Raw genomic sequence first — 22,097 nt, 5'->3', positions numbered from 1 at the left:
AGTGTGCAAATTTACAAATTTTGGGATTGGCTGGGGATTATCTTTGCATTTAGTTGAAAATTAGGTAAAAGTACGCAGGCGAATGATAACAAAAGGAATTTATAACGCAGGGCTTCAATTGTATAAGGCAGGAGTACACCTGGCTGCTATGACAGGTAAAACCAAAGCACAGCGCTGGTTGCAGGGCCGTCAGGACTGGGCATCCCGCATGCGCCAGGCTGGTGTGGGCTCCCAACCCCTGGTATGGATTCATGCCGCCTCCCTGGGAGAATTTGAACAGGGAAGACCCGTACTGGAGGCCATTCGGGCTACCTGGCCTGGTTATAAAATCTTATTGACTTTCTTTTCGCCCTCCGGCTACGAAGTCCGGAAAGACTACAAAGGCGCCGACTTTGTATTTTATCTGCCCCTGGATACCCGGCGCAATGCCCGTGAATTCCTGGATATTGCACAGCCTGCATTGGCCATCTTCATAAAATATGAATTCTGGTATCACTACCTCACGACCCTGCATACACGAAATATCCCCACTTTATTGGTATCTGGTATTTTTCGTAAAGACCAGGTGTTCTTTAAAGGCCATGGCGGCATGTTTCGGGGTTTGTTACAGCAGTTGACCCATATCTTCGTGCAAAATGATATTTCCCTGCAACTACTGCAACGTATTGGTTTGCGCAACACCAGTATCAGCGGAGATACCCGTTTTGACCGGGTTTCCGCGCTCCTCCTCGAACAAACCAACCTGCCGGCCATTACAGCCTTTGCCAACGGGAAAAGATTGGTGGTAGCCGGAAGTACCTGGCCGGAAGATGAGAAGATATTGAGTGAATGGTGGAAGGAAAATGAAATATCCGGTGTAAAACTGGTTATCGCCCCCCATGAAATTCATGAAACACATATACAGTCTATCCTTGCGCTATTCCCCGATGCGGCCAGGTATTCTACCCTGGAACAGCCTGCTGCAGCCAATGTACTGATCATCGATAATATTGGCATGCTGACGGCCTTATACCGCTATGCCAGTATCGCCTACGTGGGCGGAGGCTTTGGAAAAGACGGGATTCATAATATCCTGGAACCGGCCGTGTACAGTAAGCCCGTGATCATTGGGCCGGAGTTCAGCAAATATTTTGAGGCAGTTGAACTGGAAAACGCCGGTGGCGCTTTAGTGATTCATAATTACCGTAACCTTCATACCTATATGGATGCGTTGTTGGAAGATCCCGATGAGTACACGAGAGTGGCTTCCATTGCAGGAAACTATGTAGCCGCCAATACCGGGGCCACACAAAAAGTGTTACATTATATTCAGGAGAACCGCTTTTTAAGCAGGGAATAGAAGTGTTGTACCAGGTGGTGGTCGTCCTGCCAGCCCTGTATAATTTTTATTTCCCGTTGTATCCAATAATCTGCTTCCTGCAGGTTACCACATTCATTGATGGTTTTAATGGAACGTTCGTACAGGTCCCGGTCTCCCCGGAAAAGTTCCTGGATAAACTGGTATTTATCGTTGATGCCGATAGCTGCCCGGAGATCCTGTATAGGCATATCTCCCAGCTTTTGGGCCACTTCTACCTGTTGCAGACGCAGGCGGTCATTTAGCGATTGACCATTGTTGCCCGCCAGTTCGTTCAGGTCTTTTCTCAGCTCATCGGTAGGCATGCTGGTGTGCCCATTTCCGTTGGTAGCTGGTATATCGTCGAAAAGTGTGGCTGGTTTGGGCTTTTCCGCGGCTGGCTGCGAGGCGGCCAGTGTGGGAATAGGTTGTGCAGTGACTACCGGTGCTGGTTTGGGTGGTACCAGGTCCGCTGCAGGTGCTACTGGTGCGGGACTTACAGAGGCCGCAGGAGGGGCAGGTTCCGCAGCTACCGGTTGTGGTGTGGCGTCGGGAGCTTTGGCTGCACGGGTATTGATATCCTCTGAAGGGATAATATTATTAATAATATTGGTGGTATTGAGCCTGGCAGCACGGGTATTAATATCTTCTGCTTCGGTTTGAGCAGGAGCAATGACAGCCGGGCTTTCTGCTTTGGTGGCTATTTCAGGAGCAACGGGCAGTGGTTTTGCTTCCACAGGTGGCTCCGGCGTTTTATTTGATGGTAATGTTGTAGTTTGCGCCGCGGTAGTTACCGGTACAGTGTCTGTTACCGTTGATTGCTGCGGCATGATAACGGCGATGTTACTTTGGGTCGCCTGCACCCGCTGTTGATGTTGCTTGTTACGTGCATGCAACACTTCTGCCTGTAGCAATTGTACATAATAGGACAATGCAGAAAGGTCTGCGCCGGAATTTTTTAATTCCTGTAGTTTTTCAATTAATGCATTAATTTTTTCCATGCCTTAATTGTTAACGGGTGAATGATAGAAATTATTTTATTTTCATAAAATTAGAATATTTTAATTAATTAATAATCAAATTAGTATAATATGTTTATTGAACCTTCTCTTGCAGGAGGGCGGAGGGGCTGGATCGAAGTAATTTGCGGCTCTATGTTTTCGGGAAAAACCGAAGAACTGATCCGCCGACTTAAACGGGTGCGTATCGCCAATTTGAAAGTGGAGATCTTTAAACCTGCCGTAGATACCCGTTTTGATGAAGATAGCATCACTTCTCATGATGAAAACAAAATTGTGTCTACCCCGATAGAAAACTCTCAGCAAATATTGTTGTTGGCGCAGGATGTAGATGTAGTGGGCATCGACGAGGCACAATTCTTTGATGATGAATTACCCAATGTATGTGATCAGTTAGCACTCCGTGGCGTGCGGGTGATCATTGCCGGGCTGGATATGGATTATACCGGAAAACCTTTCGGACAGATGCCTTTCCTGCTGGCTAAGGCAGATTATATAACCAAGCTCCATGCTATTTGTGTAAAGTGCGGGCATATTGCCAACTATTCTTATCGTAAGTCGGCTTCCAAAGAAACACTGTTATTGGGAGAAAAAGATTTGTATGAGCCAAGATGCAGGCATTGTTATTACGAAGAGGTGCCATTATAAAATGGAAGCATAAAGCATAAAGCATAAAGCATAAAGCTATTGAGGCGAATGATAAAAGCGGATAATATTCGCGCTGATCATTCGCCTCAATAGCTTTATGCTTTATGCTTTATGCTTTGTGCTTTATGCTTTCCGCACTTTAAAAGTAAATTTCTTCTGTGTAAGATAGCTGAAAACCACTACCAACGCCGTTGTACATATTTTTCCCACGGTAGGATAAAAGTGTAACTGATCCACAAATATCTTCATCAGCACATAGTTCAGTACGATGCAAATGCCCACCAGTACAAAATAGCGGAATAATTGTACCCGCCCGCGCAGATTAGAATCTGAAAATACCACGTATTTGCTCAGCAGGAAACCAGTAGGGAAAGTAACCGCCATGGACATAAACAGGGCGGCAATATGCGCACTCATATTGAAAAACACCAGGTGTACCATCTGCTGGTGTAAAACAAAATTGTAACAAACAAAATACAGGAAAATGTCCAGCGCAGTATTACCACCTCCGCAGGCAAGGTAGCGGAAGGTTTGCCAGGGCAACACCTTGGAAAAAGGCTGATAGAAGAATTCCAGGATTTGTATAATGATGTTACGTAGCATATCAAAAATTGGCGCAAAGTTATACGTTTTCCCGTTTCCAGGAAATACTTTAACGAAAGTTAACAACTGTTGCAGCTTATCTTAACATATTTCTTTTTTTCCATCCGGAAGCCGACGGGGTATTACTGATAGCTGCCTGTTGTAAATTTATATTGTTTTGCTGCCACACGTACGCAGCCAGTATGGCCGCCAGTTTATTTATTTCGGTAGATTCCGTTTGTAACACCTGTGGTGTGAAGTACTTACCAATAAAGTTGGTATCAAAGTTTCCGTCAATGAAGGCGGGCTGTTGCAGGGCCCAGTATCCAAATGGAAGCGTGGTTTTAATGCCTTTTACCTGGTATTCGGCAATGGCTCGCATTAAACGAAGCCGCGCTTCTTCGCGGGTACTACCCCAGGCGATGAGCTTGGCAATCATAGGATCATAATAGATGGGAATATCCATGCCCTGCTCATAGCCGTCATCTACCCTTACGCCATAGCCTTGCGGACGGATATAGGTTTCCAGCCGGCCGGTATCAGGGAGGAAGTTATTGGCAGGATCTTCCGCACAAATACGTAACTCTATAGCATGGCCATTGATTTTGAGGTCTTCCTGGGTAAAGGAAAGTTGCTCGCCCCTGGCTATTTTGATTTGCTCTTTCACGAGATCCAGCCCGGTGATCAACTCTGTTACCGGGTGTTCTACCTGCAAACGGGTGTTCATTTCCAGGAAGTAGAAATTCAATTGTTCGTCAACCAGGAACTCTACAGTGCCCGCTCCATAATAGTTACAGGCTTTGGCTACATCTACCGCACATTGCCCCATCGCAGCCCGGATAGCGGGTGTAAGACAGGAAGAAGGCGCTTCCTCTATCAGCTTCTGGTGACGGCGCTGTATAGAACATTCTCTTTCAAATAAGTAAACACAGTGACCATGCCGGTCACCCAGTACCTGTATTTCTATATGTCGTGGGGAACCCACATATTTTTCTATAAATACGGCATCATCGCCAAAAGCGCTCAGCGCTTCGCTTTTCGCCATCCTGATCTGTTCGTCGAGTTCTTCAGGAGCATTCACTACCCGCATCCCTTTACCACCGCCACCAGCAGAGGCTTTGATGAGAATAGGGAATCCTGTTTTCTTTACCACTTCCCGGGCCTCTTCCACGCTACGTAGCGGTGTTTCTGTACCGGGAACCATTGGTACGCCAAATTTTTGCGCGGCCTGTTTGGCGGCCAGTTTGCTCCCCATAACTTCAATAGAGGCGGCAGACGGACCAATAAAAGTGATGCCGGCATCGGTTACCTGTTGGGCAAAGCGGGCATTTTCACTTAAAAATCCATAACCCGGATGGATGGCATCTGCGCCCTTTTCTTTCGCCACGGCAATGATTTTTTCGCCCAGCAGATAGGACTGATTCGACGGTGCAGGACCTATACAAACCGCTTCATCCGCATATTGTACGAACGGCATGGTACGATCCGCTTCAGAGTACACCGCTACCGTTTTTATGCCCATTTCCCTTGCAGAACGCATAATGCGTAAGGCTATTTCTCCCCGATTGGCAACCAGAATTTTATTCATCGCTACTTTTTATGGAGGGGCTAATATAGTTCTTTAGGAGCATAAAGCGGAAAGCGTAAAGCAAAAAGCTATTGAAGGGGGCGATGAGAGCGGATTTTGTCTTAGAGCAGGATTAGACTGATTAGACTGATGTTGTTTTTTTATTAAAAGGGTTTGGGAAGATATGAATGGGTAAATTCGCTCAGATTCTTCCAAATCTTCCAAAATGTTATAAAATAATCAGCATTATCAATCTAATCCTGCTCTAAGACAAAAACTCGCATCGGGCAGCTTTTTTCCTTTCTGCTTTATGTTATCTTTGCGGCGACCATGAAGCAAAACAGCCCAATCCACCAGACATTTACCCTCGTAAAAAAGGACCTTAAGCTGGAATTACGCCAGCAATATGCTTTTTATGGGGTATTGCTCTATATCGTTTCTACCGTATTCGTCATTAACCTGATGATGGGACGGCCGGAAGATAAGGTATGGAATGCCCTTTTCTGGGTAATACAGCTGTTTGTGGCGGTAAATGCGGTAGCCAAAAGCTTTATGCAGGAAAGCCGGGGGCGCCTGCTCTACTTCTATTCCCTGGTGAATCCCCGGGTTTTTATTGCGGCGAAACTGATTTATAATGTGATCTTGATGACCTTGATGAGCCTTATTGCCCTGGTATGCAGTATAGCCTTCCTGGGCAATCCCATCATCCATCCTTTTTATTTCATCGGGATGGTATTGCTGGGAGGAGTGAGTTTATCCCTGCTGTTTACCATGCTGGCCGCTATTGCGGCCCAGGCTAACCACAATGCAGCCCTGATGGCAGTGATGGGTTTCCCGCTGATTATGCCGGTGCTGATGTTGCTGGCCAATATCTCCCTGTCGGCCTTTGTGACCGTATTCCAGCCGGAGTTGCCCAAAATGTTCCTGTTGTTGGGAGGAATGGATATCCTCGTAATTGCCCTGACAATGATCCTTTTCCCATTTCTGTGGAAAGACTGATATTAGAAATATCAAAGAAAAACGCTACTTCTGTAAAGGATATTTAACAGGGATTTACTGCTGTTGGATAAACTTAAAATCCCCGAAAAGCTTTGCGGTTAGGTTTAAAACCTGTAGGTTTGCCCCCGAATATAGCTGTTAAAAAATGGCCAGACATTGGTGGAAAGCATTAGCGATACTGCTCCTTATATATGTAATTATCGCCGGGTTCACTGTTAGAATACCTATAATAGGAACCAATGGACAATCATCCCGCGGATTGTTCTTTCACGTACCGATGTGGATATGTATGTATACCATGTTCACTATCTCGATTGTCTACTCACTGCTTTACCTATCAAAATATGATCTGAAGAAAGATGTGATTGCCTCCAGCGCAGCCGGGGTAGGTACCTTCTTTGGCATATTGGGTTTTGCTACAGGTACGCTCTGGGCTACTTATACCTGGGGAGGTACCCTGACAGACGATCCTAAACAGATGTGTACAGCCATCGCGATATTGATTTACATGGCTTACCTGGTATTGCGGATGTCTATTCATGATCTCGACAAACGGGCACGCATATCCGCAGTTTTCAATGTGTTCGCATTTGCCTTATTAATACCGCTGACCTATATCATTCCGCGTATGGTAGATTCCCTGCACCCGGGAAGCGCTACCACACCGGGTTTTGCCTCTAAAGATACCGACGGTACCATGAAAACGGTGCTGTACCCGGCATTTATTGGCTGGACTTTACTGAGTGTGTGGATATTTACACTGGTAGTGCGTTATAAGAAATTACAGCTTAAAAATATTTTTAAATGATCAACAAAGCGTTTTCATTCTGCCTGAGCCTGGCCTTGCTATTCATATCCGTACTGGCAAATGCACAACAGCAGAATACCGAGAAAGGACCTGTTAACGAATTCTTTCGCAGCAATGATAAGATATATGTGATAGTAGGCGTTTTAGTGATCATTTTTACAGGAATCGTATTATTCCTGATCAGGCTGGATAGAAAGATCGGTAAGCTGGAAGAAAGAGATAGAAATAACCCATAATTGCTTAAAATCTAATCGTTATACCAAAACAATAATTTATGTCGCAAGATCAGCATTATAGCTTTTTCCAAAGCGTGGAAAGAAGCTTCGACAAAGCAGCTGCGTTCACCAAATGGGACAAAGGTATCCTGGAGCAGATCAAGGCCTGCAACGCCGTTTACCAGATTAAATTCCCGGTGAGAATAGGCGATTCCGTACAGGTAATTGAAGCTTACCGTGTACAACATTCCCATCATAAACTCCCTTGTAAGGGTGGTATCCGCTTCAGCGATGAAGTAAACCAGGATGAAGTAATGGCGTTGGCATCCCTGATGACCTACAAGTGTGCCATTGTGAATGTGCCGTTTGGTGGTGCCAAAGGTGGTTTGAAAATCAATCCCCGCAACTATACTCCCTTCCAGTTGGAAGCCATTACCCGTCGTTACACGGCTGAACTGGTAAAGAAAAACTTTATCGGCCCCGGTACAGATGTTCCGGCTCCTGACTATGGAACCGGTGAAAGAGAAATGAGCTGGATCCTGGATACTTACATGAGTTTACGTCCGGGTGAAATTGACGGTTACGGTTGCGTGACCGGTAAACCTGTATCTCAGGGTGGCGTACGTGGTCGTACAGAAGCTACCGGTTTAGGTGTTTTCTACGGTTTACGTGAACTGTGCAATATCAAGGAAGATATGGACCGTTTGGGCCTGACTACCGGTATTGAAGGTAAACGAGTGATTGTACAGGGTATGGGTAACGTGGGCTACCACGCTGCTAAATACTTCCACGAAGCAGGTGCTAAAGTAATCTGCCTGATCGAGTGGGATGGTGCTATCTTCAACGAACAGGGACTGAATCCTGACGAAGTGCTGATGCACAAAAAAGCAACCGGTTCTATCGTCAACTTCGCTGGTGCTACCAACTTGAATAAAAATACAGACGGTCTGGAACTGGATTGCGAAATCCTGATCCCTGCTGCCTTGGAAAACGTAATTGATAAGCATAACGCGCCTAATGTAAAGGCAAAAATTATTGGAGAAGCTGCCAACGGTCCGTTAACACCAGAAGCAGATGAAATCCTGAATAAGAAAGGGGTAATCGTAGTTCCGGATATGTTCCTGAATGCCGGTGGTGTAACTGTTTCTTACTTCGAGTGGTTGAAAAACCTGAGCCACGTGCGTTATGGCCGTTTAGGAAAACGCTTTGATGAGAATATGAACATTCATATCCTGCAAACCATCGAAGACCTGACCGGTAAAAAAGTATCTGAGAAAGAAAGGAAGTTCATCGGACACGGTGCGGATGAAGTGGACCTGGTTTATTCCGGCCTGGAAGAAACCATGCACGCTGCACTCCATGAAGTACGTGATGTGATGATGGCGAACCCGCAGATTCATGATATGCGTACTGCCGCTTACGTAGTAGCGATCAATAAAGTAGGTGCTGCTTACGAGCAATTGGGTATTTTCCCTTGATGATAAGCAGAAAGCTGAAAGCATAAAGCAAAAAGCTATTATAGCGAATGACCATTGCGGATGTACGCTTTGATCATTCGCTATAATAGCTTTATGCTTTCAGCTTTCAGCTTTCTGCTCTTTAAACAAACGCCGGCAATGCGTGCAGAAACCGCCATTTTCCTTCGGTAGCGATATAATTGCCACAAAAGGTATGGGTGCCATTGGTGATCACCAGGAAAGTAGCTGGTATCACCATATTGTAGCGAATTACCTGTTGCATGGTTTGTTCGGTCAGCGGTACATTCATTTCCTTGCATTCTACCAGCATCCAGGGTTGCATGGCGCGATTGTAGATAACGATGTCATATCGCTTCTTCATCTCTCCCAAAAATATTTCCTTTTCAATGCCTATCAGGGAAGCAGGATATTGTAGTACCTGCACGAGGTAGTTGAGGAAGTTTTGCCGTACCCATTCTTCGGGGGTTAATACCACATATTTTTTACGATAGCGGTCAAAGATCAGTTCTTTGTCGCCTTCTCTCGTAATCTTAAAATCCGGAGGTGGGAAGCTGATAGCGATCAAGTTGCAATTGATTTTTAATACGCCTGCGAAGATAGTCACATTAGGATAATATTGCCATTAGCGAACAAAACCTTATATTTGCTTGTCAAAAGGCTATGAAGACAAAAGAAGAAATTGTAGCTAATTGGCTGCCCCGCTACACGGGTGAGAAACTGGACCAATTTGGGTCACACATCCTCCTCACCAACTTCAGTAACTATGTGACTATGTTTGCCGAATGGAACAACGTTGAAATCGTTGGCGCCGGTAAACCAATGCAATGCGCTACTGCAGGCGATATCACCATCATTAACTTTGGTATGGGAAGTCCAGGCGCGGCAACCGTGATGGACCTGTTATCTGCCATCTCTCCCAAAGCAGTATTATTTCTCGGAAAATGCGGTGGGTTGAAAAAGAAAAACAATATCGGCGACCTGATACTGCCTATTGCAGCCATTCGGGGAGAAGGTACCAGCAACGACTATTTCCCGCCGGAAGTACCTGCACTGCCAGCATTTGCCCTCCAGAAGGCAATTTCTACCACTATCCGCGACTCCGGTTACGACTATTGGACAGGCACCTGCTATACCACTAACCGCCGCGTATGGGAGCATGACGCAGAATTCAAGCAATACCTGGAAAAAATCAGAGCCATGGCAGTGGACATGGAAACCGCTACTATTTTCTCTGTAGGTTTCTATAACAAAATTCCTACCGGTGCTTTATTGCTGGTGTCTGATCAACCGATGGTACCAGAAGGGGTGAAAACAGAGGAAAGCGATAAAAAAGTGACCACCAAATTTGTGGAACGCCACCTGAAAGTAGGGATTGACTCTTTACAGAAGCTGATCGACAGTCACCTCACCGTGAAGCACCTGCGTTTTTAGAATTGTTGTATCTTCCCGCTATGCTTTCCACGCGGGTAGAGATACAGGACCTGGCCGTTACTTTCCCGGCAGGCCACACAACAATAACAGCTGTTAACCAAATTTCCCTTTCCGTTGGTAAGGGAGAAATAGTGGGCGTAGTAGGAGAATCCGGTTCCGGTAAATCCGTTACCGCCCTCTCGCTCATGCGGCTGATAGACTTGCCGGGTGTTATCTCCGGAGGAAAAATCCTGTACCAGGCAACCGATGAAGTAGCAGTAGACCTGCTACAATTGCCTGCTGACGCCATGCGCAGCTACCGGGGCAATGAAATCGCCATGATATTCCAGGAGCCCATGACGGCCCTTAACCCGTTACATACCTGCGGCGACCAGGTAGGAGAAGCCATTCGCCTGCATAACCATCCCACCCGCAAAGCTACGCGGGAACAGGTGATGGCCCTTTTCGAAAAAGTAAAGCTGCCGGATCCTGCCGGCATCATGAATCGTTATCCGCATGAATTGTCCGGTGGACAAAAACAGCGGGTCATGATTGCCATGGCTATTTCCTGTCATCCGAAGCTGCTGATAGCAGATGAACCTACCACCGCACTGGATGTAACTGTGCAACAGGCGATCCTGGAATTACTCCGGGAACTACAGCAGCAAATGAACATGAGCGTGATTTTCATTACGCACGACCTGGGCGTGGTAGCGGAAATTGCCAGCAGGGTAGTGGTGATGTACAAAGGAAATATTGTGGAAGAGGGAGATGTGAAGGAGGTGTTTTTGCATCCTCAACACCCTTATACCAAGGGCTTGCTCGCTTGCAGACCCCCATTGGATAAACGTTTGGTACGACTCCCGGTAATCCGTGACTTCATGGAAACCGACTCACAGGGACAGATATACGAAAAAGCCGGCGCCATCCGGGAGCTGGTGCATTCGTTGGTGATTCCGCCGGCGGTGTTACAAGAACGGGAGCAACAACTGGCGGCGGCCCCGCCTTTGCTGCAGGTAACCGGTCTTAAAACCTGGTTCCCGGTGAAGAAAAGCATCACGGGCAAGGTATTGCAATGGGCCAAGGCAGTAGATGACGTGAGTTTTGACGTGAAGACCGGCGAAACCCTGGGCCTGGTGGGCGAATCGGGCTGTGGTAAAACCACCCTGGGCAGGTCTTTATTAAGATTAATCCCACCAACAGCAGGTCATATTATTTATAAAGGGCAGGATATAGGCAGCTTGTCGCCCGGAGAGATGCGGGCTTTGCGCAAGGATATGCAACTTATTTTCCAGGATCCTTATGCTTCGCTGAATCCGCGTCAAACAATCGGGGCGGCTATCCTGGAGCCGATGCAGGTACATGGTTTGTATGGAAATGAGCGTAGCCAGCGGGAAAGGGTATTGGCATTATTGGAGAAGGTGAACTTGCCGGCTGACTATTATCACCGGTATCCGCACGAATTTTCGGGTGGACAGCGGCAGCGGATTGTAATAGCGCGGGCGTTGGCGGTGGAGCCATCGTTTATCATCTGTGATGAGTCGGTGGCTGCGCTGGACGTGAGTATACAGGCGCAGGTGCTGAATTTGCTGATCCGTTTGCGGGAGGAGCTGGGCTTCACCTGTATTTTCATTTCCCATGATTTGTCGGTGGTGCGGTTTATCAGCGACCGCATGATGGTGATGCAGCAGGGAAAAATAGTGGAAACGGGGGCGGCAGATGCCGTTTATAATCATCCTCAACATCCGTATACACAACAGCTGATTGCTGCTATTCCTAAAGGAATGTAATATATAATTATCTGATTAATATGCTTTTTATATCATTTTTTGATGATGTTGATATTAATCGGTAGTTTTGCACCTCTAAAAATTCATTCATACCGTAATATGAAACTATCACAGTTCAAATTCGATCTTCCTTTAAATCTGATCGCCCAGCACCCAAGCAAGACAAGAGATGAATCACGTTTAATGGTGGTACATCGTAATACCGGCAAAATTGAGCACAAAGTATTCAAAGACATCCTCGGTTATTTCAATGACAAGGACGTAATGATTGTGAACAATACGAAGGTATTTCCTGCGAGATTATATGGCCGTAAAGAGAAAACAGGAGCAAAAATTGAAGTATTCCTGCTGCGTGAGCTGAACAAGCAAAACCGCCTGTGGGATGTAATTGTTGACCCGGCCCGTAAAATCCGTGTAGGCAACAAATTGTATTTTGGCGACGACGAAACGTTGGTGGCAGAAGTGATTGATAACACTACTTCCAGAGGCCGTACTATTCGTTTTTTATTTGAGGGTAATGATGAGGAGTTCAAACAGGTGTTAGATCAGCTGGGTGAAACGCCATTGCCTAAGTATATCAAACGTAAGCCGGAAGATGAAGATAAAGAGCGTTATCAGACAGTGTATGCCAAGTACGAAGGCGCTGTAGCTGCACCTACTGCAGGTTTGCACTTCAGCCGCGAGTTGATCAAGCGTTTGGAAATCAAAGGTGTTAAGTTTGCAGAAGTAACGTTGCACACTGGTTTAGGTACTTTCCGCCCTATTGAGGTAGAAGACCTGAGCAAACACAAAATGGATGCGGAGTATTTCCACATTGAAGAACATGCTGTGAAAGTAGTGAACAAAGCGAAGGAAGAGAACCGCAAAATCTGCGCAATCGGTACTACCTCTGTTCGTGCGGTGGAATCTTCTGTGACTGCGCAAAACCACCTGAAGGCTGCTGAAGGATGGACTAACACGTTCATTCATCCGCCTTACGAATTTGCTATTCCAAATGCAATGGTAACTAACTTCCACCTGCCTAAGACCAGCTTACTGATCATGACCTGCGCCTTTGCAGGATATGACCTGGTAATGGAAGCTTATCAGCAGGCGATTAAGGAAAAATACCGTTTCTTCAGCTATGGCGATGCCATGTTGATCGTTTAAAAAAATTACGAATTACAAACTACGAAATACGGATTTGTTGGTAGACAGTAAACGCGAATACTACTTTCGCTTTTATCTACTCACAAATCCGTAATTCGTAATTTATAATTCGTAATTCCTTCTTATATGGAATATAAAAAAGTAGCCATCATTGTTGCCGGAGGCTCCGGTACCCGGATGCAGAGCGCTGTTCCCAAACAGTTCCTGGACCTGTCAGGAAAACCTGTACTATACCACACTATTGCCGCTTTCGCCACCGCTTTTCCGGATATGGAAATTGTATTGGTACTACCGGAGGCTCATTTCACTTTTGCCAACGATTTATTGTCTGCCTTTGAAAAACGGCCGTCTGTTACCATTGTAAAGGGCGGAGAAACCCGTTTCCATTCCGTAAAAAATGGGTTACAGCAAGTAACTACGCCGTCTGTAGTATTTGTACATGACGGAGTGCGTCCGTTGGTATCTCCTACGTTGATCCGTCACTGTTATGAAGCTGCTATCAGCCGTGGTAGCGCTATTCCTGTAGTAGATATGAAAGATAGTATCCGGGAGATAACAGATGGCAATAATGCTGCTGTGGACCGGGACCGTTTCAAGATCATTCAAACCCCTCAAACCTTTCTCTCGGAATTAATTCTGCCTGCTTTTGAACTGCCGTTTGATCCGTTGTTTACGGATGAAGCTACGGTAGTAGAGCGACTGGGACATCCCGTGTACCTGGTGGCAGGAGAGGAATCCAATATCAAAATTACCAAACCACTGGACCTGACGATTGCAGCAGCGTTGTTGAAAGACAGGCAGGCTACTGTATAATGTTAATGGCTGCGGAAGCCCAATGCCGCTGCTTTTGCGGTGTCGGCAAAAAGAATGGATGCTACAATCATGCGATTGGTAAAGGTATCGCATTTGGTCACGTTGGCAGCGTCCTGGAATATTTGTCCATGGATGGTAACGGATTCATATTTAATATTTTGTTTGGTCAGCCAGGTGGCAATGGTGTCACTGCTGGTGGTTAATGCTTTGCCCCAGGGGTCATTGCAGAGGGTTTCTTTGTGCCACATATAGGCAGCAATAGGAGGAGGAGGATCTTTAAAGCAGGAGGAAAGTATGAAGGCCGCCGTCAGCACAAAAAGTATACGTTTCATAGTTATTGGTTGAGTTATGAAAACGGGCAGACGGCGGCTTATGTTACAATCACAAATTATTTGGCGGCAGCTGTTTCAGACAGGCCCTTATTTATTTTCGCTAAAATCTGGTGGGCTACATCCATTGCCTGCAGGCCATCAATAGCGTTTACAGCTACTGGTTTATTTTGGAGGATGCTGTCGCGGAACATTTCCAGTTCCATGCGGATGGCGTTAGACTGTTTAATTTCCGGGTTATCGATCGCGATGGTTTTTTTGCCATTGTTGGTTTCGATATCCAGGGTAAATAAACCTTCGTCTGCTGGTGTTTTGAGTTTGATGATTTCCGCTTTTTTATCTAGGAAGTCGATACCGATATAGGCATCTTTCTGGAAGAGGCGCATTTTGCGCATTTTCTTCAGGGAAATACGGCTGGAAGTGAGATTAGCTACGCAACCGTTATGGAATTCGATACGTACGTTAGCGATATCGGGGGTGTCACTCATCACCGCTACACCACTGGCAGAGATGCGGCTAACGGTAGATTTCACGATGCTCAGGATGATGTCGATATCATGGATCATGAGATCGAGGATCACGCTTACATCGGTGCCACGTGGGTTGAATTCAGCCAGGCGATGTACTTCAATAAACATGGGTTTAAGATCATACCCTTTGAGTGCCAGGAAGGCAGGGTTGAATCTTTCCACATGGCCTACCTGGAATTTGATATTGGCTTCATCCACCAGTTTTACCAGTGTTTTAGCTTCATCCATGGTGTTGGTCATGGGTTTTTCCACAAAGATGTGTTTGCCGTTCCGGATGGCTTGTTCACATAATTTGAAGTGCAGGGTAGTGGGTGCCACAATATCGATGGCATCTACCAACTGTATGAGTTCTTCCGCCACGGTAAAGCGCGGAATATTATATTGCTCGGAGATACTGGCTGCATTTGCATTGTTTGGATCATAGAAGCCTATAACTTCTACGTCTTTCATAGTGGCTAGTTGAGAGAGGTGTATTTTACCTAAATGTCCTACGCCGAAGAGTCCTATTTTGAGCATATGGAAATGAATAAATATTCGCGAAAGTAAACAAATATCATCATCTCAAATCATTCCTTCTTCCACGAGGCTGCAATAGCCGGTTTCGGAAACAATGATATGGTCCATTACGTCAATATCGAAGAGGCCTCCCACATCTTTTATTTTGCGGGTAATGTGGATATCTGCCTGACTGGGGCGGAGGCTGCCGGAAGGGTGGTTATGGCAGAGCAATAATTTGGTGGCGTTGGAATCGAGGGCTTCCCTGAAAATGATGCGGGTGTCTACTACGGTGCTGGTCATGCCTCCATTGCTCATACAGCGGTGTTTCAGTACTTTATTGGCGTGGTTGAGAAACATCACATGAAAGGATTCGTGGCATTGATCAGCGAGCAGGGGTTTAAAATACAGCGCAGCGTCTGCACCGCATTTGATAACGCTTTTTTTATGGATAGCGCCGGCCTGCCTTCGGCGGGCCAGCTCCATGGCGGCTAAAACGGTTACTGCTTTGGCATGCCCCATTCCACGGAGCTTTTGCAGTTGTTTTACATTGATTTTACCTAGTTCAGAAAGATTGTTATGTGCCAGGCGTAGTATTTCTGTGGCTAATTCCAGGGCTGATTTATGTTTATGACCAGTGTGCAGTAAAATAGCCAGGAGCTCTGCATCGCTGAGAGTGGCAGCACCGGTGTTCATTAATTTTTCCCTGGGTTTTTCATTTTCCGGCCAATGACGAATAGCCAGATGGGGAACTGGTTCGAGGGTAACAAACATGACTTATTCCATTTATCCAAAGGTACTTCCTTCCCCCGGATTCTTCGTCCTCTCCCCCCATTTTTTTATTCTATATTCTTCTGATCATTATAAAATTGTTATATTGGGTACCGATCGTTATGGGAATTTTTCGCAAGCTTTTACCTTTCAGAATTACTTGTAAGAATGCACCTTATAGTTATTTTAAAATAGCTATATGATAGTTATTTTAAAAAAAATCAGGCTGGTAGTCCCAAAAATCATAGTTTTGCAACCTCTTTTCCACTAGTATCTAGTATGCAACCTTCAGTAAAAATTTTCACAGGCAACAGCAATCCGGCATTGGCCGAGAAAATTGCCAAGAAATATGGCAAGGGTCTTAATGGCGGTCTTGGCAAAGTAAAAATCCAGAAATTCAGTGATGGCGAGATTCAGCCGGTATTCCTGGAAAGTATCCGTGGCGACTATGTTTTTCTTATTCAGGGTACCAGTGCTCCATCAGATAACCTGCTGGAACTGTTGCTGATGATTGATGCCGCTAAACGTGCTTCTGCCGGATATATTACTGCCGTAATTCCTTATTTCGGGTATGCCCGTCAGGACAGAAAGGACAAGCCCCGTGTGGCCATCGGTTCTAAACTGGTCGCTAATTTGCTGACCTCTGCCGGTGCTAACAGGGTGATAACCATGGACTTACATGCTCCGCAGATCCAGGGTTTCTTCGATATCCCGGTTGATCACCTCGATAGTTCCGCTATTTTTATTCCTTATATAGAGAATTTAAGGCTGGAAAACCTTACCTTTGCGTCCCCTGACGTAGGAAGTACTAACAGAGTACGTGAAGTAGCCTCCTACTTTAATGCGGAAATGGTGATTTGCGATAAACATCGTAAGCGTGCCAATGAAATCGCATCCATGGTAGTGATCGGAGACGTAACAAACAGGGATATTGTGCTCATTGATGATATCTGTGATACAGCAGGCACACTTTCCAAAGCCGCTAACCTGTTAAAGGAAAAAGGCGCCAGAAGTGTACGTGCATTTTGTACTCACCCCGTATTTAGCGGAAATGCATACGAAAATATCCAGAACTCAGTACTGCAGGAGATAGTGGTATGCGATACCATTCCTATCAAACCGCAGGGGCCCGATTCCAAAATAAAGGTGATTTCAGTAGCAGAGCTGTTTGCGGTAGCTATTCGCAACATGCACGAAAACAAATCCATCACCAGCCTGTTTATTCACAGTCATCGCCGGGGAGAATAACAAGTATTTTTAATCATCAATATAAATTGTCTAAACAATGAAAACAATAACCATCGAAGGACAACTCAGGAGCGAATTTGGCAAAAAAGCCACCCGCCAGATCCGTTCTGAGGAGAAAGTGCCTTGCGTTATTTACGGGGGTGCAGAAACTGTTAATTTTTCAGCTCCTGCAAAAGCATTCAAAACCCTGGTTTACACTGCTGATTTCCAAATCGCAGAAGTGAAACTGGGCGCTAAAACTTACAGATGCGTATTGAAAGATATGCAGTTCGACGTAGTTACTGACGCACTCGCTCACATCGATTTCATGGAGCTGGTAGACGACAAACAAGTAAGCGTAACTATTCCAATTAAACTGGTAGGTTCTTCTGTAGGTGTTAAAGCTGGTGGTAAACTGGTAAGCAAACTGAAAGCACTGAAAGTGAAAGCGCTGCCTAAGCACCTGGTAGAAAACATCGAAGTTAACATCGATAACCTGGAGCTGAACGCAAACATCCGTGTTGAAGACGTGAAAATAGATGGTATCGAAATCACCAACTCTCCACGTATTCCTATCGCTTCTGTGGTAATGACCCGTCAGCTGCGTCAGGAAGAAGCAACTGCTGAAAAAGACGCTAAAAAGAAATAATCTTTTAGAAATATTTTTCCAAAAAGCCTCTCTACTTTTAGAGGGGCTTTTTAGTTTAGAATTACGAATTACAAATTACGAATTACGGATTTTCGGGAAGATCTTCCGTAATTATCTTCTCCCAATTCCGTAATTCGTAATTCGTAATTCGTAATTTTCTCAAATGAAATACTTAATTGCAGGATTAGGCAATATCGGAGACGAATACAAACATACCCGCCATAACATTGGGTTTGACGTGGCAGATGCTTTTGCTGCCAAACACAACGCGGTTTTCAATAACGATCGCCTGGCAGATGTGGCGGAATGCAAGTGGAAAGGCAAAACCTTTATCGTTATAAAGCCCACCACTTACATGAACCTCAGTGGCCGTGCCGTCAAATATTGGCTGGATAAGGAAAAAATTCCCATCGAAAACCTGTTGGTGATCCTGGACGACCTGGCACTTCCAATAGAAGTGATCCGGCTGCGCCCCGGCGGCAGTGATGCCGGACATAACGGCTTGAAAAGTATCCAGGAATCGTTAGGCTCCAACCAGTATCCGCGACTGCGTTTCGGTGTGGGTAACAATTACCCGAAAGGCCGGCAGGCAGACTTTGTGCTCAGCAAATGGAAAAATGTGGAAGAAGCGGTAGTGCAGGAGAAAATTAATAAAAGCACAGAAATTATAGAGAGCTTTGCCAGTATCGGCATTGCCCGTACCATGAACGAATGCAATAAACTCACCTTCCAGTTGTGATGGCTTCACTGATAGCTATCTGTTTTTTTTATCTTTAAAAAAAAGCGCATTATGAAAATTATTTGCGTAGGCAGGAATTATGCCGACCATGCCAAGGAGTTAAAGAACGAAGTGCCTGATGAACCCGTACTGTTCATGAAGCCAAAGAATGCCTTACTGCAGAATGGTCATCCTTTCTATTACCCGGAATTTACCAGTAACCTGCATTATGAATGTGAACTGGTGCTGAGAATCAGCAAAAACGGTAAACATATACAGGAGAAGTTCGCAGATAAATATTATGATCATATTTCTGTAGGGATCGACTTTACCGCCCGTGATTTGCAGGATAAGCAAAAAGCCAAAGGGTTACCCTGGGAAATTGCCAAAGCTTTCGACAACTCCGCCGTGGTGGGTAATTTTATTCCTATTACCCCGGAAATGGATAAAAAAGATATTAATTTCTGTTTATATAAGAATAAAGCCCTGGCACAATCCGGCAATACCAAGGATCTCCTGTTCTCTTTCGACTTCCTGGTGGCCTACATTTCCCGGTTCTTTACCCTGAACATCGGTGACCTGATCTTTACCGGTACCCCTGCCGGTGTAGGGCCTGCCCAAATTGGAGACGGGTTTGAAGCTTTTATTGAAGATGACAGCCTCCTGGAGTTTTCCGTGAAATAAGTACTTTTTCAGTTTTTAATAAACGAAAAAATTGGCGAAGACGCGCAGTTTTAGCACTGCTCTCTTCGCCAATTTTTTATTAAAATATTTTAAAAACGCCTTAAAACGGAAAATTTGATCAAAAATAAACCTTTAAAGATCCTTTTAGCCCTAAGAAGGGATGTTTGCATAAATAGTATCCAGGATCCGGGTTAGCTCTGTATAATCGGCTTCTGTTAGTGTTTTCCAGCCAATTTTCCGCATATCATATACCAGCGATTTCACGTCTTTGTATTTATCCACACCAGCCGGTGTGAGTTGTAAATATACTTTGCGGCGGTCCGTAGCGTCCGTTTCTCTTTTTACCAGCCCCTTTTTTACCAGTAATTCTATGATGCGTGAAATGGTGGTAATATCCTTGGAAGTATTACGCGCCAGTTCGTTATGGGTAGTTTTTTTATGCTTATAGAGGTTCTCTATTAGCAGCCATTGATCCACTGTGATGTCCTTCTGTTGGGCATCAAACATTTTTTGCCAGTAGTTGCGCAATTTTTTAAGCGTAGCATCCAACTTAAAAAAAGAGGGATTACTGACGAAAGTATCAGTCATATTATTTAATTTGCATTAGCAACTGTTGCTATGGCAACTATTGTTTTTGAATCACCATCATCACCAAAACAGTCTTATTGTGTTTAAAGATAGCACAAGCGTTTCAACTTTAAAAGCGTCTGCCGTTAATCCGGAGGATAACAGCGGCGAACTGGCTGAATTATTAACAGCCTGGCGCCTGATGTGTGAGGCGGGCCAAATGGCCGCCACCTATGAGGCTAACAGGGCCATCTGCAAATATGTTCATTCCACTTCCCGCGGTCATGAAGCCATACAAATAGCCACTGGACTGCAATTGCGGCCATGGGACTATGTAAGTCCCTACTACCGGGATGAAAGCATGCTGCTGGCCATGGGCTTTACCCCCTATGAGTTGATGTTGCAGTTGCTGGCCAAAGCAGAGGATCCTTTTTCTGCCGGCAGATCTTATTACAGCCACCCCAACAGCCGGGTAGCAGATAAGCCGCAAATCCCCCACCAAAGCAGCGCTACCGGTATGCAAGTGATTCCAACTACCGGGATGGCACAAGGCATACAATACCTGGAACAGATTGATTCCGACCTGCTGAAAGCCGGCCCCGGCAAAGAACTGCCCATAGTATTATGTTCCCTGGGAGATGGCAGCGTAACAGAAGGAGAGGTGAGCGAAGCTTTTCAGTTTGCCGTATTGAAACAATTACCCATTATTTACCTCGTACAGGACAACGATTGGGGGATTTCTGCTACTGCAGCAGAAGTACGTACCATGGATGCCTATGAGTATGCCGCGGGGTTTAAAGGACTGGAACGCATGCGGGTAGACGGAAGCGACTTTACCGCCAGCTATGCCGCCATGGAAACGGCTATCCATTACGTGCGCCACGAACGTCGCCCCATATTGGTACAAGCCAATGTACCCCTGCTGGGACATCATACCTCCGGCGTCAGGAAAGAATGGTATCGTACCGCTGAAGACCTGGAAAAGCATGCGGCCAATGACCCGCTGCCTAAATTAAAAGCACTGCTGCTGAAACATGGTGTTACAGAAGCAGAACTGGACCGGATTGCACAAGAAGTCGCTGCCGATATACAGGCAGCATTTGATAAAGCAGTAGCTGCGCCAGAACCCTCGCCGGAAACCGTGCAGGAACATGTGTTTGCACCTGCTGCCATTACCACTGAAAGCGGTACCCGCACCCCCGACAGTAAAACGAAAGTAGTGATGGTAGACGCCGCCTTACACGCGGTAGAGGAAATTATGCAACAACACCCGGAAGCCATCTTTTTTGGCCAGGACGTAGGACGCAGATTGGGAGGCGTTTTCCGGGAAGCAGCTACCCTGGGCGATAAATTTGGTAGTCATCGCGTATATAACACCGCAATACAGGAAGCGTATATTATAGGCGCTACTGCCGGACTTTCTGCCGTAGGCGTAAAACCTATTGTAGAAGTACAGTTCGCGGATTATATCTATCCCGGATTTAATCAGCTGGTCACAGAAATATCTAAATCATGTTATTTAAGTAATGGTAAATATCCCGTACAAACACTGATCCGCGTGCCTATTGGTGCCTACGGTGGTGGTGGACCTTATCATTCCGGTAGCGTGGAATCTACTTTGCTGAGTATTAAAGGCATTAAGGTGGTATATCCCTCCAATGCTGCCGACATGAAAGGGCTGATGAAGGCTGCCTTCCTCGATCCTAACCCGGTAGTAATGCTGGAACACAAAGGACTGTATTGGAGTAAAGTACCCGGTACGCTGGAGGCCATGACAGTAGAACCTGCTGCCGATTACGTATTACCCATGGGCAAAGGAAACGTGGTATTACATGCACATCCTAAAGATATTTCACGTGGCGATGCCATTTGCATCATTACCTATGGCATGGGCGTATACTGGGCTAAAGCCGCTGCCAAAGCTTATCCTGGCAATGTAACCATCGTGGATCTGCGTACGCTGTTTCCGCTGGATGAAGCCCTGGTATTTGACATGGTACAACAACATGGAAAATGCCTGATCCTTACCGAAGAACAACTCAATAATTCGTTTGCACAGGCACTCGCCGGCCGTATTCAGAAAGCCTGCTTCCGTTACCTGGATGCCCCGGTATTTACGATGGGCGCCATGGATTTGCCGGCCATACCGCTGAACACAGGCCTGGAAGCGGCTATGCTGCCCACACCTGAAAAAGTAGCGGCAGCGGTCAAAGAGTTATTAGCTTATTAGTACTTGATAAGAATGAGTAGGGGAGCACGTTTACGTGCTTCCTTACATTTTGTTAAATGTTTTCCCGCCGCCCCTTCCTCCCT

General features: G+C 45.8%; 23 protein-coding genes. 15 read left to right on the top strand and 8 right to left on the bottom strand.

Features of this window, described 5'->3' with window-relative positions; translation table 11 throughout:
* Positions 1–82: 82 nt before the first annotated feature.
* Positions 83–1,339, top strand: a complete 1,257-nt coding sequence (locus AC5ZC7_RS25570) for a glycosyltransferase N-terminal domain-containing protein (protein WP_496158228.1) — start codon at positions 83–85, stop codon at positions 1,337–1,339.
* Here AC5ZC7_RS25570 and AC5ZC7_RS25565 read toward each other — a convergent pair.
* Positions 1,309–2,337 carry a DUF8457 domain-containing protein gene (locus AC5ZC7_RS25565; RefSeq protein ID WP_496158229.1) on the bottom strand — a complete coding sequence of 343 codons (1,029 nt, stop codon included), beginning with the start codon at positions 2,335–2,337 and terminating at the stop codon, positions 1,309–1,311. The genes AC5ZC7_RS25570 and AC5ZC7_RS25565 overlap by 31 nt on opposite strands.
* Positions 2,338–2,427: 90 nt before the next feature.
* Between AC5ZC7_RS25565 and AC5ZC7_RS25560 the strand changes: the two genes are divergently transcribed.
* Positions 2,428–3,003: a thymidine kinase gene (locus AC5ZC7_RS25560; protein ID WP_496158230.1), complete on the top strand. Its 576-nt coding sequence runs from the start codon at positions 2,428–2,430 to the stop codon at positions 3,001–3,003.
* Between the two features lie 123 nt (positions 3,004–3,126).
* On the opposite strand, the gene AC5ZC7_RS25555 is transcribed toward AC5ZC7_RS25560, so the two are convergent.
* Both AC5ZC7_RS25555 and accC read right to left on the bottom strand, forming a co-directional pair.
* On the bottom strand, positions 3,127–3,606 hold the full coding sequence (locus AC5ZC7_RS25555) for a GtrA family protein (RefSeq protein WP_496158231.1): 480 nt from the start codon (positions 3,604–3,606) through the stop codon (positions 3,127–3,129).
* Between the two features lie 76 nt (positions 3,607–3,682).
* Positions 3,683–5,173, bottom strand: a complete 1,491-nt coding sequence (gene accC, locus AC5ZC7_RS25550; protein ID WP_496158232.1) for an acetyl-CoA carboxylase biotin carboxylase subunit — start codon at positions 5,171–5,173, stop codon at positions 3,683–3,685.
* A 309-nt stretch (positions 5,174–5,482) separates the two neighbouring features.
* On the opposite strand from accC, the gene AC5ZC7_RS25545 reads away from it, so the two are divergent.
* The 4 genes from AC5ZC7_RS25545 (at position 5,483) to AC5ZC7_RS25530 (ending at position 8,652) form a co-directional block, all read left to right on the top strand.
* On the top strand, positions 5,483–6,151 hold the full coding sequence (locus tag AC5ZC7_RS25545; protein ID WP_496158233.1) for a heme exporter protein CcmB: 669 nt from the start codon (positions 5,483–5,485) through the stop codon (positions 6,149–6,151).
* A gap of 145 nt (positions 6,152–6,296) precedes the next feature.
* Complete coding sequence (ccsA, locus tag AC5ZC7_RS25540) at positions 6,297–6,959, top strand: cytochrome c biogenesis protein CcsA (RefSeq protein WP_496158234.1); 663 nt, start codon at positions 6,297–6,299, stop codon at positions 6,957–6,959.
* Complete coding sequence (locus tag AC5ZC7_RS25535; RefSeq protein ID WP_496158235.1) at positions 6,956–7,195, top strand: CcmD family protein; 240 nt, start codon at positions 6,956–6,958, stop codon at positions 7,193–7,195. The genes ccsA and AC5ZC7_RS25535 overlap by 4 nt, the downstream gene beginning before the upstream one ends.
* Positions 7,196–7,233: 38 nt before the next feature.
* Positions 7,234–8,652 (top strand): Glu/Leu/Phe/Val dehydrogenase dimerization domain-containing protein, encoded by a 1,419-nt coding sequence (locus AC5ZC7_RS25530; protein ID WP_496158236.1) that lies wholly within the window; start codon positions 7,234–7,236, stop codon positions 8,650–8,652.
* A 121-nt stretch (positions 8,653–8,773) separates the two neighbouring features.
* Here AC5ZC7_RS25530 and AC5ZC7_RS25525 read toward each other — a convergent pair whose 3' ends face one another.
* Positions 8,774–9,217: a type I restriction enzyme HsdR N-terminal domain-containing protein gene (locus tag AC5ZC7_RS25525; protein WP_496158237.1), complete on the bottom strand. Its 444-nt coding sequence runs from the start codon at positions 9,215–9,217 to the stop codon at positions 8,774–8,776.
* Positions 9,218–9,312: 95 nt separating this feature from the next.
* Here AC5ZC7_RS25525 and AC5ZC7_RS25520 point away from each other — a divergent pair, with 95 nt between their 5' ends.
* From AC5ZC7_RS25520 to AC5ZC7_RS25505, 4 genes are all read left to right on the top strand, one after another.
* A complete protein-coding gene (locus AC5ZC7_RS25520; RefSeq protein WP_496158238.1) occupies positions 9,313–10,083 on the top strand; it encodes an AMP nucleosidase in 771 nt (256 codons plus the stop codon).
* A 20-nt stretch (positions 10,084–10,103) separates the two neighbouring features.
* Complete coding sequence (locus tag AC5ZC7_RS25515; protein WP_496158239.1) at positions 10,104–11,852, top strand: dipeptide ABC transporter ATP-binding protein; 1,749 nt, start codon at positions 10,104–10,106, stop codon at positions 11,850–11,852.
* Between the two features lie 99 nt (positions 11,853–11,951).
* A complete protein-coding gene (gene queA, locus AC5ZC7_RS25510; RefSeq protein ID WP_496158240.1) occupies positions 11,952–13,001 on the top strand; it encodes a tRNA preQ1(34) S-adenosylmethionine ribosyltransferase-isomerase QueA in 1,050 nt (349 codons plus the stop codon).
* 126 nt (positions 13,002–13,127) lie between these two features.
* Positions 13,128–13,814: a 2-C-methyl-D-erythritol 4-phosphate cytidylyltransferase gene (locus AC5ZC7_RS25505; protein WP_496158241.1), complete on the top strand. Its 687-nt coding sequence runs from the start codon at positions 13,128–13,130 to the stop codon at positions 13,812–13,814.
* A gap of 2 nt (positions 13,815–13,816) precedes the next feature.
* Here the strand turns inward: AC5ZC7_RS25505 and AC5ZC7_RS25500 are convergent, their stop codons facing one another.
* Genes AC5ZC7_RS25500 through radC form a run of 3 tightly spaced genes read right to left on the bottom strand, consistent with a single transcriptional unit; the run spans position 13,817 to position 15,942 of the window.
* Positions 13,817–14,146: a lipoprotein gene (locus tag AC5ZC7_RS25500; RefSeq protein ID WP_496158242.1), complete on the bottom strand. Its 330-nt coding sequence runs from the start codon at positions 14,144–14,146 to the stop codon at positions 13,817–13,819.
* A gap of 56 nt (positions 14,147–14,202) precedes the next feature.
* Positions 14,203–15,189 (bottom strand): Gfo/Idh/MocA family oxidoreductase, encoded by a 987-nt coding sequence (locus AC5ZC7_RS25495; RefSeq protein ID WP_496158243.1) that lies wholly within the window; start codon positions 15,187–15,189, stop codon positions 14,203–14,205.
* A gap of 45 nt (positions 15,190–15,234) precedes the next feature.
* Entirely contained in the window at positions 15,235–15,942 is a 708-nt protein-coding gene (radC, locus tag AC5ZC7_RS25490; protein ID WP_496158244.1) for a RadC family protein, read from the bottom strand.
* A 276-nt stretch (positions 15,943–16,218) separates the two neighbouring features.
* On the opposite strand from radC, the gene AC5ZC7_RS25485 reads away from it, so the two are divergent.
* The 4 genes from AC5ZC7_RS25485 to AC5ZC7_RS25470 all read left to right on the top strand — a co-directional run bounded on the left by AC5ZC7_RS25485 (position 16,219) and on the right by AC5ZC7_RS25470 (position 19,217).
* Entirely contained in the window at positions 16,219–17,187 is a 969-nt protein-coding gene (locus AC5ZC7_RS25485; RefSeq protein WP_291917987.1) for a ribose-phosphate pyrophosphokinase, read from the top strand.
* Between the two features lie 37 nt (positions 17,188–17,224).
* Positions 17,225–17,815: a 50S ribosomal protein L25 gene (locus AC5ZC7_RS25480; protein ID WP_496158245.1), complete on the top strand. Its 591-nt coding sequence runs from the start codon at positions 17,225–17,227 to the stop codon at positions 17,813–17,815.
* A 163-nt stretch (positions 17,816–17,978) separates the two neighbouring features.
* On the top strand, positions 17,979–18,554 hold the full coding sequence (pth, locus tag AC5ZC7_RS25475; protein WP_496158246.1) for an aminoacyl-tRNA hydrolase: 576 nt from the start codon (positions 17,979–17,981) through the stop codon (positions 18,552–18,554).
* Positions 18,555–18,605: 51 nt separating this feature from the next.
* The gene (locus AC5ZC7_RS25470) at positions 18,606–19,217 is read left to right on the top strand and encodes a fumarylacetoacetate hydrolase family protein (RefSeq protein ID WP_496158247.1); all 612 of its coding nucleotides are present in this window, start codon (positions 18,606–18,608) and stop codon (positions 19,215–19,217) included.
* Positions 19,218–19,367: 150 nt separating this feature from the next.
* Here the strand turns inward: AC5ZC7_RS25470 and AC5ZC7_RS25465 are convergent, their stop codons facing one another.
* Positions 19,368–19,805 (bottom strand): MarR family transcriptional regulator, encoded by a 438-nt coding sequence (locus AC5ZC7_RS25465; protein WP_496158248.1) that lies wholly within the window; start codon positions 19,803–19,805, stop codon positions 19,368–19,370.
* A gap of 79 nt (positions 19,806–19,884) precedes the next feature.
* Between AC5ZC7_RS25465 and AC5ZC7_RS25460 the strand changes: the two genes are divergently transcribed.
* Positions 19,885–22,014 (top strand): thiamine pyrophosphate-dependent enzyme, encoded by a 2,130-nt coding sequence (locus AC5ZC7_RS25460; RefSeq protein WP_496158249.1) that lies wholly within the window; start codon positions 19,885–19,887, stop codon positions 22,012–22,014.
* Positions 22,015–22,097 lie beyond the last annotated feature (83 nt).

The organism is Chitinophaga sp. 9-1-y (assembly GCF_059511905.2).
The sequence above is the reverse complement of the archived record's forward strand: the minus strand, read 5'-3'. Positions and strand labels throughout refer to the sequence as shown.

What these genes read in the sequence shown, in the direction of transcription:
- AC5ZC7_RS25570 (WP_496158228.1), top strand. Translation starts at nt 83, where the DNA reads ATGATAACAAAAGGAATTTATAACGCAGGGCTTCAATTGTATAAGGCA.
- AC5ZC7_RS25565 (WP_496158229.1), bottom strand. Translation starts at nt 2,337, where the DNA reads ATGGAAAAAATTAATGCATTAATTGAAAAACTACAGGAATTAAAAAAT.
- AC5ZC7_RS25560 (WP_496158230.1), top strand. Translation starts at nt 2,428, where the DNA reads ATGTTTATTGAACCTTCTCTTGCAGGAGGGCGGAGGGGCTGGATCGAA.
- AC5ZC7_RS25555 (WP_496158231.1), bottom strand. Translation starts at nt 3,606, where the DNA reads ATGCTACGTAACATCATTATACAAATCCTGGAATTCTTCTATCAGCCT.
- accC (WP_496158232.1), bottom strand. Translation starts at nt 5,173, where the DNA reads ATGAATAAAATTCTGGTTGCCAATCGGGGAGAAATAGCCTTACGCATT.
- AC5ZC7_RS25545 (WP_496158233.1), top strand. Translation starts at nt 5,483, where the DNA reads ATGAAGCAAAACAGCCCAATCCACCAGACATTTACCCTCGTAAAAAAG.
- ccsA (WP_496158234.1), top strand. Translation starts at nt 6,297, where the DNA reads ATGGCCAGACATTGGTGGAAAGCATTAGCGATACTGCTCCTTATATAT.
- AC5ZC7_RS25535 (WP_496158235.1), top strand. Translation starts at nt 6,956, where the DNA reads ATGATCAACAAAGCGTTTTCATTCTGCCTGAGCCTGGCCTTGCTATTC.
- AC5ZC7_RS25530 (WP_496158236.1), top strand. Translation starts at nt 7,234, where the DNA reads ATGTCGCAAGATCAGCATTATAGCTTTTTCCAAAGCGTGGAAAGAAGC.
- AC5ZC7_RS25520 (WP_496158238.1), top strand. Translation starts at nt 9,313, where the DNA reads ATGAAGACAAAAGAAGAAATTGTAGCTAATTGGCTGCCCCGCTACACG.
- AC5ZC7_RS25515 (WP_496158239.1), top strand. Translation starts at nt 10,104, where the DNA reads ATGCTTTCCACGCGGGTAGAGATACAGGACCTGGCCGTTACTTTCCCG.
- queA (WP_496158240.1), top strand. Translation starts at nt 11,952, where the DNA reads ATGAAACTATCACAGTTCAAATTCGATCTTCCTTTAAATCTGATCGCC.
- AC5ZC7_RS25505 (WP_496158241.1), top strand. Translation starts at nt 13,128, where the DNA reads ATGGAATATAAAAAAGTAGCCATCATTGTTGCCGGAGGCTCCGGTACC.
- AC5ZC7_RS25500 (WP_496158242.1), bottom strand. Translation starts at nt 14,146, where the DNA reads ATGAAACGTATACTTTTTGTGCTGACGGCGGCCTTCATACTTTCCTCC.
- AC5ZC7_RS25495 (WP_496158243.1), bottom strand. Translation starts at nt 15,189, where the DNA reads ATGCTCAAAATAGGACTCTTCGGCGTAGGACATTTAGGTAAAATACAC.
- radC (WP_496158244.1), bottom strand. Translation starts at nt 15,942, where the DNA reads ATGTTTGTTACCCTCGAACCAGTTCCCCATCTGGCTATTCGTCATTGG.
- AC5ZC7_RS25485 (WP_291917987.1), top strand. Translation starts at nt 16,219, where the DNA reads ATGCAACCTTCAGTAAAAATTTTCACAGGCAACAGCAATCCGGCATTG.
- AC5ZC7_RS25480 (WP_496158245.1), top strand. Translation starts at nt 17,225, where the DNA reads ATGAAAACAATAACCATCGAAGGACAACTCAGGAGCGAATTTGGCAAA.
- pth (WP_496158246.1), top strand. Translation starts at nt 17,979, where the DNA reads ATGAAATACTTAATTGCAGGATTAGGCAATATCGGAGACGAATACAAA.
- AC5ZC7_RS25470 (WP_496158247.1), top strand. Translation starts at nt 18,606, where the DNA reads ATGAAAATTATTTGCGTAGGCAGGAATTATGCCGACCATGCCAAGGAG.
- AC5ZC7_RS25465 (WP_496158248.1), bottom strand. Translation starts at nt 19,805, where the DNA reads ATGACTGATACTTTCGTCAGTAATCCCTCTTTTTTTAAGTTGGATGCT.